The 16,921-nt window shown below is 67.7% G+C and carries 11 protein-coding genes and 3 pseudogenes; 8 read left to right on the top strand and 6 right to left on the bottom strand.

The annotated features are described in order from the left end of the window. Nucleotides 1-57 precede the first annotated feature (57 nt). Nucleotides 58-624 (top strand): sigma-70 family RNA polymerase sigma factor, encoded by a 567-nt coding sequence (locus tag ACFV9J_RS35370; RefSeq protein ID WP_385361499.1) that lies wholly within the window; start codon nt 58-60, stop codon nt 622-624. 269 nt (nt 625-893) lie between these two features. Here ACFV9J_RS35370 and ACFV9J_RS35365 read toward each other — a convergent pair whose 3' ends face one another. Continuing rightward, entirely contained in the window at nt 894-1,295 is a 402-nt protein-coding gene (locus ACFV9J_RS35365) for a DUF6009 family protein (RefSeq protein WP_385361496.1), read from the bottom strand. Beyond that, nucleotides 1,292-2,809, bottom strand: a complete 1,518-nt coding sequence (locus tag ACFV9J_RS35360; protein ID WP_385361493.1) for a phage/plasmid primase, P4 family — start codon at nt 2,807-2,809, stop codon at nt 1,292-1,294. Before ACFV9J_RS35360 ends, ACFV9J_RS35365 begins: the two co-directional genes overlap by 4 nt. An 812-nt stretch (nt 2,810-3,621) precedes the next feature. Between ACFV9J_RS35360 and ACFV9J_RS35355 the strand changes: the two genes are divergently transcribed. Further along, nucleotides 3,622-4,110 carry a hypothetical protein gene (locus tag ACFV9J_RS35355; protein ID WP_385361570.1) on the top strand — a complete coding sequence of 163 codons (489 nt, stop codon included), beginning with the start codon at nt 3,622-3,624 and terminating at the stop codon, nt 4,108-4,110. Nucleotides 4,111-4,140: 30 nt separating this feature from the next. Here ACFV9J_RS35355 and ACFV9J_RS35350 read toward each other — a convergent pair whose 3' ends face one another. From ACFV9J_RS35350 to ACFV9J_RS35340, 3 genes are read right to left on the bottom strand one after another with little or no spacing between them, the layout of a single operon-like run. After that, nucleotides 4,141-4,545 carry a hypothetical protein gene (locus ACFV9J_RS35350; RefSeq protein WP_385361491.1) on the bottom strand — a complete coding sequence of 135 codons (405 nt, stop codon included), beginning with the start codon at nt 4,543-4,545 and terminating at the stop codon, nt 4,141-4,143. Nucleotides 4,546-4,561: 16 nt separating this feature from the next. Next, nucleotides 4,562-5,206 carry a hypothetical protein gene (locus ACFV9J_RS35345; protein WP_385361489.1) on the bottom strand — a complete coding sequence of 215 codons (645 nt, stop codon included), beginning with the start codon at nt 5,204-5,206 and terminating at the stop codon, nt 4,562-4,564. Beyond that, a complete protein-coding gene (locus tag ACFV9J_RS35340) occupies nt 5,203-6,129 on the bottom strand; it encodes a ParA family protein (RefSeq protein ID WP_385361487.1) in 927 nt (308 codons plus the stop codon). The genes ACFV9J_RS35345 and ACFV9J_RS35340 overlap by 4 nt, the downstream gene beginning before the upstream one ends. A 3,699-nt stretch (nt 6,130-9,828) precedes the next feature. Here ACFV9J_RS35340 and ACFV9J_RS35335 point away from each other — a divergent pair. Next, nucleotides 9,829-10,352, top strand: a pseudogene (locus ACFV9J_RS35335) (transposase); the annotation flags it as partial. A 93-nt stretch (nt 10,353-10,445) separates the two neighbouring features. After that, nucleotides 10,446-10,910 (top strand): hypothetical protein, encoded by a 465-nt coding sequence (locus ACFV9J_RS35330; RefSeq protein ID WP_385361485.1) that lies wholly within the window; start codon nt 10,446-10,448, stop codon nt 10,908-10,910. 16 nt (nt 10,911-10,926) lie between these two features. Here ACFV9J_RS35330 and ACFV9J_RS35325 read toward each other — a convergent pair. Then, nucleotides 10,927-11,641: pseudogene (locus ACFV9J_RS35325) on the bottom strand (IS5 family transposase); the annotation flags it as partial. On the opposite strand from ACFV9J_RS35325, the pseudogene ACFV9J_RS35320 reads away from it, so the two are divergent. The 4 genes and pseudogenes from ACFV9J_RS35320 to ACFV9J_RS35305 all read left to right on the top strand — a co-directional run. Beyond that, nucleotides 11,610-11,734: pseudogene (locus ACFV9J_RS35320) on the top strand (IS5/IS1182 family transposase); the annotation flags it as partial. The pseudogenes ACFV9J_RS35325 and ACFV9J_RS35320 overlap by 32 nt on opposite strands. Nucleotides 11,735-13,210: 1,476 nt before the next feature. Next, on the top strand, nt 13,211-14,242 hold the full coding sequence (locus ACFV9J_RS35315) for a bifunctional DNA primase/polymerase (RefSeq protein ID WP_385361562.1): 1,032 nt from the start codon (nt 13,211-13,213) through the stop codon (nt 14,240-14,242). Further along, nucleotides 14,239-15,825: a phage/plasmid primase, P4 family gene (locus ACFV9J_RS35310; RefSeq protein ID WP_385361483.1), complete on the top strand. Its 1,587-nt coding sequence runs from the start codon at nt 14,239-14,241 to the stop codon at nt 15,823-15,825. The genes ACFV9J_RS35315 and ACFV9J_RS35310 overlap by 4 nt, the downstream gene beginning before the upstream one ends. 157 nt (nt 15,826-15,982) lie before the next feature. Beyond that, nucleotides 15,983-16,363, top strand: coding sequence for a DUF6009 family protein (locus tag ACFV9J_RS35305; RefSeq protein ID WP_385361480.1), 381 nt, complete (start codon nt 15,983-15,985; stop codon nt 16,361-16,363). Nucleotides 16,364-16,921: the final 558 nt, after the last annotated feature.

The following is a 16,921-nucleotide window of genomic DNA, read 5'->3' as shown; positions in this document are numbered from 1 at the left end:
CCGATCCGGGACGGGAGAGATGCCAGACGACCGGCGGCACACGATTGGGCACCACCCATGCACGGGACCACGGAGGCGGACGTCCGCCGCAGCCGCACCCGGCGGCCTGTCCCGGGCGCCGACCGCGACAGGTTCGTCCGGGACATCTACGACGCGTACGGACCCTCCCTCCGGCGCTACGCGGCACGGCTCCTCGGCGGCGACGCGCACAAGGCGGAGGACATCCTCCAGGAGACCGCCGTCCGCGCCTGGACGCACTCACACCTGCTGAACGGTCGTGAAGAACACCTACGGCGGTGGCTGTTCACCGTGGTCAGAAACCTGGTCACCGACCATCACCGGGCCGCGGCGCTCAGACCCCTCAACCTGATGCCCGCGGAAGCACTCGACGCCGTCTGGGAGATCCCGGACCACACACTCACCCTCCACGTGGTGCACAACGCGGTGTTGGACCTGAGCGAGCAGCAGCGAGCCGTGATCGGGCTCATGTACTACCTGGAGTACACGGTGGCACAGGCCGCCGAGTACCTCGGCATCCCGCCGGGCACCGTCAAGAGCCGCGCCTTCTACGCCGTACGCGCACTGCGCGAGGCGCTGAAGGACGGAGAAGGACACCACGCCTGACGGGGCGGCCGAGCGTCCAGGACGCTCGGAGAACTTCCTCCCCGCCCGGTGAACCGAACCGCCGGGCGGGTCGTTGTGCGGGATGTGGGAAGCCGGGTGCCGTACTCGCCTGTGGGGGCGGGCACACCCGGCTGGGGACACCGCGCGCGGTTGCCGGCCGCGCGCGGGCACGGCCCTGGCGGATCCATGCCGTGTCCGCCAGGGCCGAAGGCATGCCCGGACACACACCGTCGCATCGCCGGTGCCGATGACAGGACCGGTCCGCCGGTTCACAAAGGCAGCGTTATGCCCAGCTCACGCATTGCGATCGACGGGGGCCCGCCCTCCGAACGTTGCGTCTTGTAGCCCCTGATGCGGGCGTCGAGGGTGCGGGGGTCGACGGCCTCTGCCGGTGCGCCCTTGGTGTAAAGGCCTTCGGGCTCGGCATCGCGGTCGTGGGGCAGCAGCCAGAAGACCCGCCGCCGGAACGTGCCAGAAGAACGGGACGCCTTCGCCCTGGGGCTCAGCCGTGCGTATCCGACCATGCGCCCGTCGCGGTGGTAAGCCGGCCTGCCACCGCGGGAGGCCAGCCGGTCGAGGCTCTGGCGGACGTAATCGAGCGGCGCGATGTCCTCCAGCCACACGAGTTCGGTCTCATGGCTGATCTCATCCTCAGTGATCAGGGAACTCATGCCGCCGCTTCCCTCTCTTCCTCGGTGAGCAGACCAATGCCCGAGTAGTGCTTGCGCTGGTTGGACAGGATCATCTCCTTCGGCGACGCCAGCCCGACCAGTTCCCGAGTGCGGGTGGCGAACGCGCGAGAAGTCATCGCGGGCGCCCCCTCATTCTGGCACCACACACGATACGCGGCGTACAGGGCCGTTTGCTCGGCCCGCAGTTCGCTGCCGAGGCGGCAGCACTCGTCGTAGAACCGGCCCGTGTGGTCCTCCGTCTCGGCGTAGGCCGTGGTGGCGATGCGGACCCGTTCGGGGCCGGTCAGGTCGCGGTCGCCCGACAGGTAGCGGCGCGCCCCGTCGATGAGCCACCCGAGGATGCCCGGACCCTCCTCGGTGACGAGGATGTCGGCGAGATTGTCGATCTTCCGGTCGTCGGACACCGTGCGCTCGAAGGGGAGCAGACGCATCCGACGCCAGAACGCGAAGCCACCGGTGCCCACTTCGGGGCGGTGGTTGCCCAGCAGCCACAGCTTGTGCGTGGGCTGGAAGCTGAAGAAGTCCTGCCGCATGCGACGGGCCTTGATGCGGTCTCCGCCGGTGAGCAGCTTGACCCGGGCCTCGTCGAACTTGTCGCCGTGCTTGACCTCGGAGCAGACGATGACGCGACGGCCGTGCAGTTCCGCGAGGTCCGTCGGGTGGCCCTCGTAGGGGCGGGCCATGAGGAATCCGGGCGGGGCCGCGTCGGCGTAGTCGCCGAGGAGTTTCATCAGCACGTCCAGCAGGACGCTCTTGCCGTTCTTGCCGTAGCCGAAGAGGAACGGCAGGACCTGGCCACCGACGTCTCCGGTGATGGAGTAGCCGAGCAACAGCTGGAGGTAGGCGATCATTTCCCGGCCCTCGGCGTCGTCGCCGAAGGTGTCGGTCAGGAAGCGGATCCAGCGCGGTGTGGGACCGTGGTCCGGCCCGACGGAGGTGGACCGCGAGTGGAAGTCCTTGTTCGGGTCGGGCTTCTTGATCAGGCTTGTCCGCAGGTCGACGATGCCCTCGGGCGTGCACAGGGCGTACGGGTCGGCATCCAGCAGGGCTGCGCTGAGGACCATGCCGGGGGCGGACTTCGCCTGCGCGAGCATCGCGTTCATCCCCGTCGTGGACAGCGCCCGGCGTCGGTGCGTCTGCATGGCCTGAGCCGTGTGGATGCCGCGCGGGTCCTGGACGGTGATGGCCTCCGCCAGGTCGCCGGCCGCCCAGAGCACGGTGTCGTCCTCGTCCATCTGCCAGCGCGTGGCGTCCCAGCGGTACCAGCCGATCCCGGGGACGTGCCGGTAGTCACGGCCGTAGAGCTTCACGAAGAGCTTGGCGTTGCCCCGGTCGGTGAGGGTGTCGGGCAGAAGCCCCGCTGCCAGCGCCTCGCCGTATGCCGCCGACTGGTTGCCGGACTGCACGGGCAGGGGCACCGCCTGGCCCTGGGCACGGATCTGCGCGGCAACGGCTTCGGGGTCGAAGAGAACCTCGTTACGGAGCGATGTCATGGGCACCTCCCCCGTAGGGGCAGAGGGCATTCGCGGCTCGTGGACCGGGCACCGTGAACGGTCTTTCCGGTCCGGTCAGGGCCACGGGGTCCGCGTTGTAGATGCCGGGCAGGATCCGGTCCCGGCCGGGGGCAGGGTTGGGCCGCTTGGCTTTGCTGGAGAAAAATCGCAGCTCAACGAACACGCACACCCCTCATAAGCGACCGAAGCGACTCAATGACAGACACAGCCTAACCAACGCTCGGCACGAGCTCGTGGAACGTGATCCCGAAGGACGCGGCCCGCCGAGGGGACCGCCCAAAACGCGGGCGTCCTGCAGCGACTGAATGAGAATCAGCAGCGACTGAAGGCCGTTCAGTCGCTGTCTCCAGCCTCCGGAAAACCGCAGTTCACAGCCCTGCAACGGCCGAAACAGCGACTGAAGCGACTGAAGGTCTCTATATATGACGCACACGCGCACACATGAGGACGTCATATACCCGAACCTTCAGTCGCTTCAGTCGCTGCAAGCTTTTGACAACCCGCCTGACCTGCGTTTATCTCCATTCCCTCGCAGCGACTGAACGGTCGCTGAGTCGCTGTTCATCAGTCGCTGCCTCTGTTCCGGGCAGCGACTGAGCGACTCAGGCAACGGACAACAGCAGGGAAGGGAGAGTCTGTGTGCCGGAACGCCCTGCCCCGAACCGCAGGACAGCGCGACCGCAGTTCCTGCACGGGGGGGGCGGCCTGTGGTCCCGCCCAACAGGCAGGACGTGGCACTGGACCCCAGACCGGCTCCCGACTTCAAGGGGTTACCCAGAGGTGAACAGCAAATGAAGCCCGCGGAGCTACTCCTTGCTGGTTCCGCCCCCGGCCGGCTCGGCAACACCGAGCCGCAGGTTATCGAGTCAAAAGGTGGCTCCGCCTCCCCGTACACCCGGTTCCTGGAGGAGAACGGCGAGGGTCTGCACCTGGTCGACTCCCCCGAGCCTGCCGTATCCAGGCCGATGCCCGACCTGCGCCGCTACCAGGACGAAGAGCCCGCCGGGAATGCCGGAGCATCAGTGTGGTGCGTGCCAGGGCTGGATCGTGAGCGACCGACGACGGCGGGCAGCAGCGACTGTAGCGACCGAGGCCATGGACAGGGCGGGCGGCAGGTCTGCACAACGTGGATACGCGACCACGACACCCGGGCCGAGGCCGACCCCCGTCTACGCCCGGGAAAGGGCACGCTGTTCGAGATCGAAGACGTGGGCGTGTTCCTTGGCCTGGACGTCGGCAAACCGCCCACAACGGGCCACGGGCTCGCCCCGGTCGGGTAGAAGGTCCTAGACAAGGCAGGTCTTTTCAGATCAACGCGTTGTATCGTCTGTCCACGCCAAGATCTCCGCGGCCCCCCGCCGGACAGCTTCTTCCTGGTCCCCGGCGAGCTTCCCGCAGGCCGCCGCGAGGTCCGGCACACCGTCCGGTCCCACGAGCGCGTCATGCACCCCGGTCTGCAGCCAGTCAGCCTGGTTGCCGTCAGCCTCGGCGACCGCGAGAGCAATGAGCCTCACGGCGGCCACCGACCCCATCCGGGCCAGGGCCTCTGCCGTCTGTCGAGTCACCGCCGTGTTCTCGACATCGAGCAGCAGCCCCACCAGCACTTCCGCAACCTCATGAGCGTCAGCGAAGGGAGCAAGCTCAAGCCCGGCACGAACACGCTGCTTCCACGAAGGCGACGAGGCCCCAGCCAAGGCCGCCTTCAACCCACTCATGGCAGCATCCCCCGGGTCAGGCGTCGCGACGTCCCGGAAGGAACTGGTCCAGGACGACCGCGAGGAACTTGGTGTGGTCCGGAAGGCCGGACTCCCGCACCAGGCGGTCGATGATCGCCCGCTGCGCCTTGGTCGGCTTGTACTGCAGTTGGACGGGGCCGAGGCCTCGCAGGTCCGAGTCGTCGGGCTTGACGGTGACGGCGAACAGCTTGGACTGGAACTTGGGCGCGCGCCGCGCGTCCTCGACGACCTGCGCGAGTCCCCTCTCGGCGGCCGCCTCGACGGCGACCAGCACGATCTGAGTGTGCGTGATGTCGTTCTGCTTGCGGTACTTACGGAACCGCGCTGCCACGTTCTGGGACACGTAGAAGCCGACGGGCTTCGCAGTGTCCGCGTCGTTCAGCTCGGGCTCGGGGTCCGGCTCCCGTACGACCTCGCGGGCGGGCTGTGGGATCACCGTCGGTGCGGCTGCCGGGGCCGGCATCGGGGTCACCGGGGCGGCGGGCCGGCTCTGCGCGGGCGCCGGGGCGGCCCATCCGGCGAGTGCGCTCGACGAGGCCGCCGAACCACCGCCTCCGCTGAACAGATTGCCGACGCCCTCGTCCGACATGCTCTGCTCCTCGTCCGAGTCCACACGCTTCTTGCCCTTGGGCGGGGTCATGCGGCAGCTTCCTTCCTGAGCTCAAGTGCCCTGGCGAACATCTCTTCGGTGAATCCTTCGTAGTCGGAGACCAGCCCGTCTACCGTCTCCGGAATGCTCCGGTCGCCCTCCCGGCGCCGATCGGCCAGCTCCTGAACCAGCAGCCCGCGCTTGCGTACGAGGCGCGCCACCGACTCCGTGTGCCCGATGAGGTGCTTGAACATGTGGGCGTCCTCGCCGAGCACCTTGTGAACCTGTTGCCGCACATCGGCATGGATACCCGTGTACGTACGTCCCGTGTCGAACAGGAGTACGCCGAGAAGCTCCAGGTGTGGGTTGAGCTGGCTGACGAACCTGACGTAGGAGAACTCCAGGCCGATCTGCGCAAGCCCGTCCTCGGCGCCGCCGTCACTCTTGACCGGGATGATCAGCCACCGCGCGGTGGAGAGAGCGAGTCGTTGCAGCGACGGGTTCTCGGGCGGGGTGTCGAGGATGATGATCTGGTACTCGTGCGCGATCGGCAGCAGGCACATCAGCAGCCGCAGGTACGCCTGGGGGCCTTCCTTCGCCAGCAGCGTGTGGAAGAAGATGCCGAACTCGTCGCCGAGGGCCGGACCGCCCATGACCACGTCCAGGTTCTCCCTCACGCCTCGCCGGGGCGTGAGGGGGGTGCCTGTACGCATGGACTCGAGGAGCCCGGCTCCCCCGTCGTTCCACTCGGCCCGCTTGTAGCCGAGCTCGCGCGCGATGTTGCCCTGTGCGTTGCAGTCGATGATGAGCGTCCTGAGCCCACTGCGGGCCGCTTTACCCGCGGCGTTGGCCGACACCGACGACTTGCCCACACCGCCCTTGCCGTTGCCGAACATGAAGATGTGCGACAGCGAGGCCCACGGGATCTGGGGCAGGTGCTGCTGGCTGTCAGGTGCCGCGAAGGGACTGGCCATGGGTCCTCTCTCAGTGTCGTTCAGGTCCGGAGGAATTCGGGTGGGAGCGGGAAGGCTGACCCGCGATCGAGCGGCAAAAAGTCCACTTTGACGATGTTTGCGCGGGCGGAAATTCTCTCAGAGCGATTCTGAGCCTCAAAACGCTCGACCCTGATGCCGAGTACCCCCCAGCACCCTCCTTGGGGAGTTGGCAGAGCCCTCCAACGCTCCATCCGGGCAGGTGAGCGGGGTGTCTGATGATGGGACTCAAATGCGGTTCCCCGCATCTCCACCCGCTTGCCTGCCTGTTGTCCTACAACTCGACTCAGCGATCGCTTCACCAGTGGTGACTCCAGCAGGGTTCACATCGATCACGCCCACAGGTTCGTTCATCTCCAGTGAAGTTACGGCACAAAGCGATGCACAGGCTACCAGGGTGATCATGCCACGGGTATGCCAACACGCCCAGGAGCGCATGCGAACGCCGAGAGACGCACGGGTGGTGAGGTCGGCAAGCTGGCCGGCCCACCCGTCGGCCGACGCTTCCGCATGGCCGTCTGCCCGCCACCGCGCCGCGAGCCCAACCGGCAACCCGTCAGGCGTATCGACCTACCCTCCAGGCTACCTACCTGTTGCCTTCTGAGTCCGCCACGGAACGGGTCGATACACGGTCGAGCCAGCAGACCTTGCCCCCTGAAGGCAAGTCGGCCCGCAAGCCACTCACCCGAGTGCCACCCTCCCCTGAATCCCTGTTAGCCACCGAGTCATGCGGCCAGGTACCCAGCAAGCCCGCACAGTGGCTTCCCACTCCCCCGCCGGTCATGCGACGAACCCGGCTCGCAAGCCTGCGTCCACTCAGCCCCACAGGCCACTTGACACCCCCACCCGCGTCCTCGCAAGCACCCTTCCCAGCCTTCCCGCATACCGGCTGACGTACATGAGCATCTGCCCACCAACAAGCTTGCGGGCCCGAAATCACCCCACCTGGCTCGCACAGAACCCGACCCATGACCAGGCAGCCGCGCTCGCATGGCAGCCTGCCCGGAATCGAGTGCGTTGGCGAGCCACTCCCCCGACCTCCCATTCGAGTCGCAACGAGGTGACCTACTTCGCATGCCAGCACGCACTTTGGCACGCACGGGGATTGACTCGACAACACACCCAAATCCTCATCCCCAACAGTGCTTGCAGTGCTACCCGTTTCCCGGCACTCCAGCATGCTTGCCAACGAACGGCCGCTCACTCCTCGCTGCCGGTAACGATACGGACCTGCATGCGCACCATTGAGCATACCTGGCATCCACCTTGCAACGTGACAGCCTGTCAAATAGGCACCATGGTCGTTGTCAAGGTGATGATTCAAACGAGACTCCAGATCTTCGGTCCAGCGTCGATCAGCGCTTGGGCACACACGTCCAGCAAGGCAACCATTAGGGCTCGCATCGACGTTTGTCTGCAAGCTTGCTCCAATGTTTGCAGTGCTGTTTGTTCATGCAGGTCAGACTAGGCATCGATGTCGTTGCACAGTCGTCACTGTAGGGGTAGTGACGCCAGGCCGTCCAGGATGAGGAGCCTGTGTTGAGGAGACGTCAGGGGAGTCCGACAGTACTTACGGCTGACCGCTCCGGACCGACACGGCAGGCGTCTTCGTGTCATCGCTTACTCCGATCCGGCGAGTAGCGGACCACCGCTCCTTCATACCCAAGCTGCGCCGGACTCCGTCAGTGCCTTCACGATCTATCGGATGCCGGAAGCACTCGCATGGGGCAGACCACTCAGCGCTCAAATTCAGCACAGGGCATGACCTCTGCCCATCGTCGAGCAACGGGTGCTCGAAGCCACGCACCTCCCGCACAGCGCTGGCGGCCATCAGGTCGATGACTCCACTGCTCAGCCCTTGCGCAGACATGGCTGGAGATCGGACACACGATATGAGTGCGAGGACCGAGGTGTGCCCCGACAGCAAGTCCGCCGGCGAGAGCCTGCGCGTGCTGCGACCCATTCGGCCAACAGGGCAGTTCCACCCTGCCGATCCACACGAGCGGCCGATCCGTGCGGCGGATCTGGTGCCCCGGCAGTCCTGATCACGCGGAGTCCAGCCGTTGCCGCTACAGCCGCTGATCTGCGATCCAGGGTGAGGTGCGGGCGACTCCGATGCACCGCACCGTCTCAGACCGCGGGACTCTCGGTCATCCGGATCTCGTCCGACAAGCCGCATCATGACCGGATCCTCGATGCCTTCCGCATGGGTCCGCAGCCACTCGATTGCCCTCCAGAGCTGACCCAAACAATCACGAGATCGACCAGGACTCTCCTCCAAGATGGAATCTCACTCGCAGGATGAGGCTCGCGAAGCTCAACCGGGCATGACGCATTGACCGGTCCAGCAAGGCTGAGGTAGGCCGGGCCCACAGTGCGCGGTACGAGACTGTTCTCTGCAGGTCGGCCATCGACTCTGTGTCAGGGACTGTGACTCGCTCGCCGTGACACCGGACGGTCACACGACCGCCAAGATGATCCTGAGCCGCACGACGTCCCGTTCCTTCGGCGGTACACCGCAACTGCTTCCGGGGCGTCAGATCGATCTCCGTACGCTGCACCTGCCCGGGCGGGTGCAGCGTCATAGGCGTGGCTACGAACGGCAGCTGACGTCGGCGAGCCGACGGAGCCGGGGGAGTGGTACTGCGGAGACTCGCGTGCGGACACGTCCGCAGCCGACGCAGCCATGGACCTGGCTATCCGCATACGCCACCTCGGATTGGGATTGCCTCTCCAGCAGCATGAGCTTGACGGCCGCGGAAGCATGGCTGTGGCGCTCCTGCTCGCGGTGTGGGCGAGGCTGCGGCCCTGACCTCTCGACTCGGCACGGGCTTTCAGGCAGCGGCGTAAGGGAGCTCGGTGTGGGGGAGGAGCGCCCGCTCAGCAGTCACCGGCGGACCTGCTGCCGCCGGACGAACCTGCCCGAGGCCCTGACCGGCCGCGGCTCCGGAAGCGGCCCGGGAGGGTTTCAGGGGGCGAGGATCGGCGATTTCGCTCCGCGCTCTGAGAGGCTCTCACAGAAGTCATTGAATATTGGACTATTCGATTGGGTCAGTCCGCCGCGAAGTCCAGGAGACGATCGGAACCCACAGCGTCCGGGCCTGGACACCGCCGGGTTCGGGGACGGGGGGCCGCTGTACCCGCGGGTGCGATGGAGCGCTTCCAGTCGTACGGCTGGCCCAGGCCGGCGCGGCGTGAGCTTCCGGGGAAGAGAGGGTTGCTGGAGGAGGAAGCGGGGGAGAAGCTGGCGCCCGCTGGCGCCACCGCCAGGTTCGGGCTGTCCACGAGCAGCGCTGACAGGTCCCACTTCAGCAAGCCGCCGCTCATGGCGACTAACTGGCGGCACCGGCCGGTCCGCAGCCCAAATCCAGCGCGGCCTTCGTGAACGAGCGGCAGGTGATTGCGCACAGCGCTGGCCGGGGCGGGACCGGAGCGGCCGTTCTCGCTCCAGGGGCCGGGGAGAGTGGGGCGGTTTCTCTGGTTCGTCCTGCATGAGCCGGGTGCTGAAGGCGGGTGAAGTCGATGTCGTGGTGTCGTCCGGTGACGCATCGACGCTCGCTCGCATCCATGCGGCGACGTCGGGGCCAAGGGCATCCACCATGGACTCTTCCGGGTCTTGTGCTCGGCAATCTTGGTTGGCTGGGTGTCCGAAATGCGGGCCCATCTTGTTCCTGACGACCTGTGGGAGCGGGTGGCCCCGCTACTCCTACCCGCTTCCGAGCGGCGCCACTGTGGGACTGGACCGAGGCTGGCGTCTGGCCACGCCTGCACATGCCGCCTTGCTGACCGGGCTGCACCGCGCCGAGCTGTTGGACCTGGACGACTGTGCCGCGGACGGATCGCACATCCGGGCCCTCAATGGGGGACCACTTTGGACCCTCACCCGTCGACCCCGACCGCCCTGGCTCCAAGCACCACCTGATCGTCGACCGGCACGGAAAAGCGCTCGCCGTCACGCTCACCGGCGGCAAACGGCACGACGTCACCCAGCTCCTGCCCCTGCTCGACGCGGTCCCGCCGTTTGGGGAGCCCGGGGAAGCCACCGCCGCAAGCCCCGACGTCTGTATGAGGACCGGGGCTACGACTTCGACAAGTACCGCCGCCTGCTGTGGGAGCCGGGCATCAAGCCGTTGACCACCCGACGCAGCGCCGCCCATGGTTCCGGACTGGGCGAGGTGCGCTGGGTTGTTGAGCGCGCATTCGCCTAGGGCGCGTATTTGGTTGTGATCAATAGGTGGTCCGGGTGAGGTGCTCGGGCCAGATAAGGTGCCCCCGAAGTCAGGCACGGGGGGATCTCGTTGGAGCGACGGAAGCTGATCGGGATCGGGGCGGGGCTGGCGGTCCTACCCGCCTGGTGGGCCCTGCGTCAGGTGGCGAACGGGGCCAAGGGGGACTGGCACACCGGCACCGCACCGCTGGAGCGGGCGTTCCCGCTGCTGGGCCCGCTCACCGACGCCAAGTGGGTGAGCAGCCGGGACAACGATCGGGGCATACCGTCGCCGGAGCTGGTGATCTCGGGCTTCGTCCGGCTGGCACCGGGGAAACTTGCCGAGCTGACGGCGGCCCACGCCTTCGTCTCCGAGGGGCCGGCCGATGACTTCTCCTCGTGGTTCGAGAAGCTGCTCAAGGGCGAGGGGCCGGAGAACCCCCAGTGGGTCCGGTCGCACGAGCTCGACCGCGACGGCAGCGGCTACTCCACCAAATTGTGGTTTGACCGTCGCAGCGACACCGTCCGCTTCTGGGCACTCAACCCGTACGGCTAGGGCGCGTCGATTGTGATCAATGGGTGGTCCGGGTGAGGTCTTTGATCCAGATCATCGCGGCGCGCAGGTGGAGGCCGGCGAGGGAGCTCTCCGGGGTCTTGTCGTACCGGGTGGCGATGCCCTGCCAGACCTTCAGCTTGTTGATCAGCCGCTCGACGGTGTTCCGCTCCTGGTAGAGACCGGCGTCGTGACTGACGGGACGGTCTCCCCTGGAGCCCTTTTTCCTCCGGTGGGCGGCCTGGTCCCGTTTCTCCGGGATGACCGCCTTGATGCCGCGTCGGCGCAGGTGGGCGCGGTTGCCGCGCGGCGAATAGGCCTTGTCTCCGGCGACTGCGTCCGGCCGGGTGCGGGGACGGCCGACGGGCCCGCGGACCCGGATCTTCTGCAGCACGGGGACGAACTGCGGGCTGTCAGCGGCCTGGCCTGCGGTCAGCACGAGGGCCAGCGGGCGGCGGCCAGATGGACCTTGCTGGTCTGCCCGCCCCTCGAGCGTCCCAGGAGGGTGGCCTTCAGCCGGAGTTTGCGCCGGGGCCGGAGGCGGCGTCGCTCCTCCCGCCCGTGGGCGTCCCCGGTGTCCTGCCCGCTTTGTTCCTCGCGGCCGCCCCCTTTGACCTAGCCTTCTCCTCCTCGGCGGCGGCCTTCTCCAGGGCGGCGAGCACGTCCTCGCCCAGGTGCATCCCGGCCGCGACGTGGTGAGCGCGCCCGGTGGTGGAGTCGACGCTGACAAAGCTGCACCAATTCAAACGGCTCCGCACCCGCTACGGGCGACGCGCCGATCTCCACAGGGCCTGCTCGAACTGGCCTGCAGCCTCACATGCCTCCGCCTCCCGCAGACCTCGCCGCCGGGCCGCGCTGACCCGCGCGTCCTCGCCCCTCATTTCCTGCGGCCAGCGGTCATCAATGACAGCCGCCGCCTCCCGGCAGGCGCTACAGGCGTTCTCCCGCTCCGGCAGCCACCAGTGATCCGAAGGCGAGACATACCGCCGGCTAGCTGGATTCCGCACAACATCCTGTCGAAGACGCCGAAGGCGTGGGAGACATCGGCGGGAAGGCCGTCGGCGACAGCCCTCTCCCAGCGCGTCCCCACGGGCAAGTACGGCGGCCGCGAGACCTCGAACCACTCGCCACCCACACGCGTGACGGCATGGCACCAGGAACAGGACCAGATCTCCTCTTGCGGCACAGCCGGCTGCACCGGCCATCGCCACATCGGCCTTCCACACACATCGCACTCCACGGGCGGATACTCACACGCTTCCGTGTGGGCCCCAACCCGCTGACACGGCGCGACTTATCAAACACCCCCGACGGGACAAAACGCTCTTTACGAAGATCCCGCACGGCGCCATGCGGACCCGTACCCGCAGTCTGCCCCCGACCATCTTCGGACCCGGTTCCGGCAACAACGGTTCAACCCACAACCACCTTGGTAGGGCCAGTGAGCGGGGGACGCGTCCAAGCAGCTGCCGCGTCTGCATGCGAGCTGCCTCTCCGGCGCCCGTAGACGGCTGTTGACAGGGCGGCAGATGCCGTAAGAGGGGGTTCTTGCGGTCTGGGCAGTGAACGGGGCCCAGAGGGGCCTTCAAACGGCTTCTGGGCGGCTTGCTTGCCCCCTGCCGGGGGCTCGGCGTCGCTGCCCGCCGGGCGGCAGGAGGCCTGCTTGCCGCCGCCGGACGGGGCACGGGGCTGGAGACGCTTCGGTCCCGTTCAGTCCCGCTTCAGTCCCGTCCTGGAAAAGCGCAGGTCAGGGAGCTGCTCAAGCCAAAACTGCGGGCCCAACGGGACTGACGGGACTGAACCCCCTTGTTCCTCAATCGTGTGCGTGTGCGTGTATGCGCACGCGTGTACTAAAGAAAAGGGTTACGTACGTACGTAGCTTATAAGGGGCGACCTCAGTCCCGTCAGTCCCGTGATCGTTTAGCGCAACGCTCTGACCTGCACTTTCCTCCACGGGACTGAACGGGACCGAAGAGCAGCGGGACTGAACGGGACCGAAGAGCACCTCCACCCGCCCCCGCCCCGCCCCGCCGGCTGCGGGACTGACGGGACTGAAAATCCGCGACACAGCAGCGTCTCTCCGTGTGAGGGAAGTAGGTGCGCTAGTCTCGTGGCTTCAACATGAGAAACTCAGTCCCTTCAGTCCCGCAGTTGGCCGGGCGCAACCCTCTGACCAGTGAGTTTGTGAAGGGGCTGGGCAAGGGAAGACGACCGACGCTCGACAAGGACGATCAGTGGTGCGCCAGCCCGCGACAAGCCCGCTGCCCCGGCCGGGGGCTGTCGGCACGGTCAGCGCTGTCGCCGTGGCCCGCTGGTGTGCAGGAGCGGGCTGGCCGGTGCATCCCCTTGCCCCCCGGCAGAAGACCCCCGCGGCCAACTGCGAGACCTGCCGCCAGGACCGCCATGCGCCGGGAACCTGCCCCTGCATCGCTCAGGGCCGCTGGTGTCACGGCTTCCACGCCGCCACCACGTCCTCCGAACGGATCGACGCCTGGTGGGGGGATCACCCCAGGCTCGGCGTAGGCGTGTCCTGCGGGCCCGCGAATCTCGTCGTGATCGATGTGGACGCGCACGCCGCAGAGGTGCCCGACCGCTCCCGGCTGCTGCCGGGCATTCCCATTGGCCCCCAGGTCAACCTCACCGGACTCGCCACGGGCTTCGACACCTTGGCACTCCTGGCCGCACTGCGGGGAATGCCGAGCCCCACCGAGGACGCGGAGACACTGCGCGTACGGACCCCGTCGGGCGGGCTGCACATCTGGTACCGCAATCCGTATCCACAAACCCGTTACCGCTCGTCCACCGGCTCCAGTCCGAAGACCGCGCTGGCCTGGCAGGTCGATGTCCGGTCCGACAACGGGTACATCGTCGCCCCCACGACACGCACCGCGGCGGGCCGGTACGAACCGGTGGGGGAGACCCGGTACCCGGCCCCGCTGCCGGAATGGCTCGCCGCCGAACTGTCGCGCACCGGCCACACCCCCGCCCCGGCCGCCCCCACCGTGGCCGCCGGCCGGGTCGCGGCTACGCCGCTCCCGGTCCGACGCCCGGCCGCCAAGTCGGCCATCCGTATCCTGAACCCCCTCCTGGAGGAGGTGGCGCAGTGCGCGGCGACTCCCGAAGGGGCGAGCTTCACCGAGAAACTGAACCGGGCCGCCTACGCTGCCGGGGGACTGGTTCAGGGCGGACACCTGAGCGAGGCCGAAGTGCGGGACTTGCTGCTCCAGACCGCCCGACAGGCCCGCCCGCACCAGGAACGCCGGAACCTGACCATCATCGAATCCGCTCTGTCCGCAGGCGCCCAGCGCCCGTTCCACCCCCGAGGACGCTCATGAGCAGCGCCGAGCACGGCCGGTTCGACGCCGTCGCCGCCGCCGAGCAGATCCAGCAGCAGAGCTTCGACCTCGAGCTGCCCGCCAGCCGTCCGGCCCCGTCCTCGGGACAACCGAGTCTGCCCGCGCAGCAGACCGAGGCGCCGAGCGTCGCGGTTGCCGACAGCGGCGGAGTGCCTCTCGGACTACTGCCCGACGAACTGACCGACCGGGCCAACGCCAAGCTCTTCGCCCGCCTCTACAGCGACCGCTTCCGGCATGTGGAGGGACTCGGCTGGTACTCCTGGGACCAGTACCGGTGGAAGCGCACCGGCGGTGAGAAGACCGCGCTCTGGGCGGCCGGCGACATGGCGGAGCAGATGCCGGGCACCGACCCGCGCGGCGTCTTCAGCCCTCGCGAACTGGCCCAGCACCGCAGGCGCACCCAGTCCACCGCCGGGATGAAGGCGCTCTTGCACCAGGCCCAGGCGGCACCCAGCCTCAGCCTTGACCCGGACGTCCTCGACGGCGACATCTACGCTCTGTGCACGCCTGCCGGGGTCGTCGACCTCAGGACCGGCGACCTGCGCAAACCGGACCCGGTTACCGACATGCACTCGCGCGCCACCACGGTGGCCCCGCAGAAGATGCCCATCCCGCGTTGGGACAGCTTCCTGCGCGACACCTTCGGCGACGACGACAGAGGGCTGGAGACCACGCGCTTCCTGCACGTCCTGCTCGGCTACTCGATCACGGGCGACGTCGGCGCGCAGGTCCTGCCCTTCCTGTACGGCTCCGGCGCCAACGGCAAGTCCGTGCTCCTCGACGTCATGACCCAGATCCTCGGCGAGTACGCGAACGCCGCGCCGCCCGGTTTCCTCATGGAGAAGGGAAAGTTCGCCGAGCACTCCACCGAGCTGACCGAGTTGCACGGCCGCCGCATCGTGGTGTGCAGCGAACTCAAGCCCAACGACAAGTTCAACGAGGCCCGCGTCAAACTGCTCACCGGCGGCGACAAGATCACCGCCCGGCGCATGCGCCAGGACTTCTTCAGCTTCACGCCCACCCACAAGCTCTGGCTGCTGGGAAACCACCGTCCGGAGGTCGGCACCGGCGGGCACGCCTTCTGGCGCCGGATGCGGCTCATTCCGTTCGAACGCGTCGTGCCGAACCACCGCAAGATCGACAACCTGGCGGTGGAGCTCGTGCGCGACGAGGGCCCCGGCATCCTGTACTGGCTGATCGAAGGTGCCAAGCGCTACCTGGACACCCGCGACCCGCTGCACGGCCCGTCCACCGTCCGGCTGGCCACGGCCGCGTACGAGACGACCGAGGACCACATCGGACGCTTCATCGGCGAGTGCTGCACCAAGGGACAGGACGGCAGGCCCAACCCCGACCTGCGGGTCGAGCAGAAGCTGCTGTACGAGACGTACTGCCGCTGGTGCGCGGAGGAGAGCATCAGGGCCGCGTCCAGCCGCGCCTTCGCCAGCCGCATCCGCCAGGAACTGGGTCTCTCCTCCCCGGCCGAGATGATCAAGAACAATGACCGTAAGCTCTATCCGGGCCTCGCCCTGCTGCCCGACCCCGCGGGAGGCGGCCGGTGAGGATCGCAGACGCCCTGGGCCGGTGCGGTTCCTGCCCGTACCATGGTGTGGGTGACCACCGTGCGAACAGTGGCCGACGGGGGCAGAGAAAAACTGGTGTGATCGCCACACAAGCAGGCCGGTGCGCGGCCGAAGAAATCGAGGAGGGTCCGCGGCCATGAGTTCGATGCTCCAGGACAACCAGCTCACCGACGAGGAAGTCGTGGTGTGGCTGGAGAGCACGGAGAACCTCGACTACGTGCGCCAGGCCCTCGACAAGTCGACACGGCGACGCGGCAAGCCGCGCTACGAGCGCGACGGCCGCATGGTCGGCTATGCGAACCTCATGCCCGACGCCGGCAAGGACCCCGACAGCGGCCTTTTCGAGCGACGCACGTTCTTCCTCCTCCCGCATGACCGTCCGAACAACCCGACCGGTCCCTACGAAGTGGGAGCACCCGGCGAGGCGGTGGACCCACGGACCATCTCGCCCGGCCGGGTCGGCATGAAGACGCCGCGATCCCAGAGAGGCTGTGCTTCCGAGACCGTCGCGTCGTGATTGCCGCCCGGCGACGACAGCGCTGACCGGACACAGGGCGCACCGTCACGTGCACGTGTCGTCTGTCGTCGCCGAATCAGGGCGTGGAGGCAGGCGGCCAGCAGATCGGCGGCTCGCGGCGTCCCGGCACTGGCTGGCCATGGCCACGCAGTACGCGCCAGGCCGACACCGCAGACCTCACCAACCCGCTCCCGTCTCGTCCTCCCCGGGCGTCAGGTCGGCACGGAGGGACCCGCGCTGTGGCCATCCCGAGTGGCCCAAGACCGCGTAGCTGCCTCCGGGTTGTGCCTCGTACCAGCTCGACCGGATGGTCGCCAAGTGGCAGGTTCGCAGGTTCGGACCACGCCCGAAGGCGGCGGCCATGACCGCCGCCCCGGTCCCAGATGAGGGAGCCGCAGAGACGGTTCAGGTCTTCTCGGCTCGGCCGTACGGCTCGGCTGCCAACACACCGGTCGACTTGGGTGGTGGGGGTTGCGGGCGGAGTAGACCGGTCGTATAGTCCTGGGTGTCGGAACGCGACAGACACCGCAATTCCCGGAAGGGGAAGGCATCATGGGA

It is taken from the genome of Streptomyces sp. NPDC059906 (assembly GCF_042730645.1).
GTDB classification, from domain to species: domain Bacteria; phylum Actinomycetota; class Actinomycetes; order Streptomycetales; family Streptomycetaceae; genus Streptomyces; species Streptomyces rubrogriseus.
This window is presented reverse-complemented; position numbering and strand designations above follow the sequence as displayed.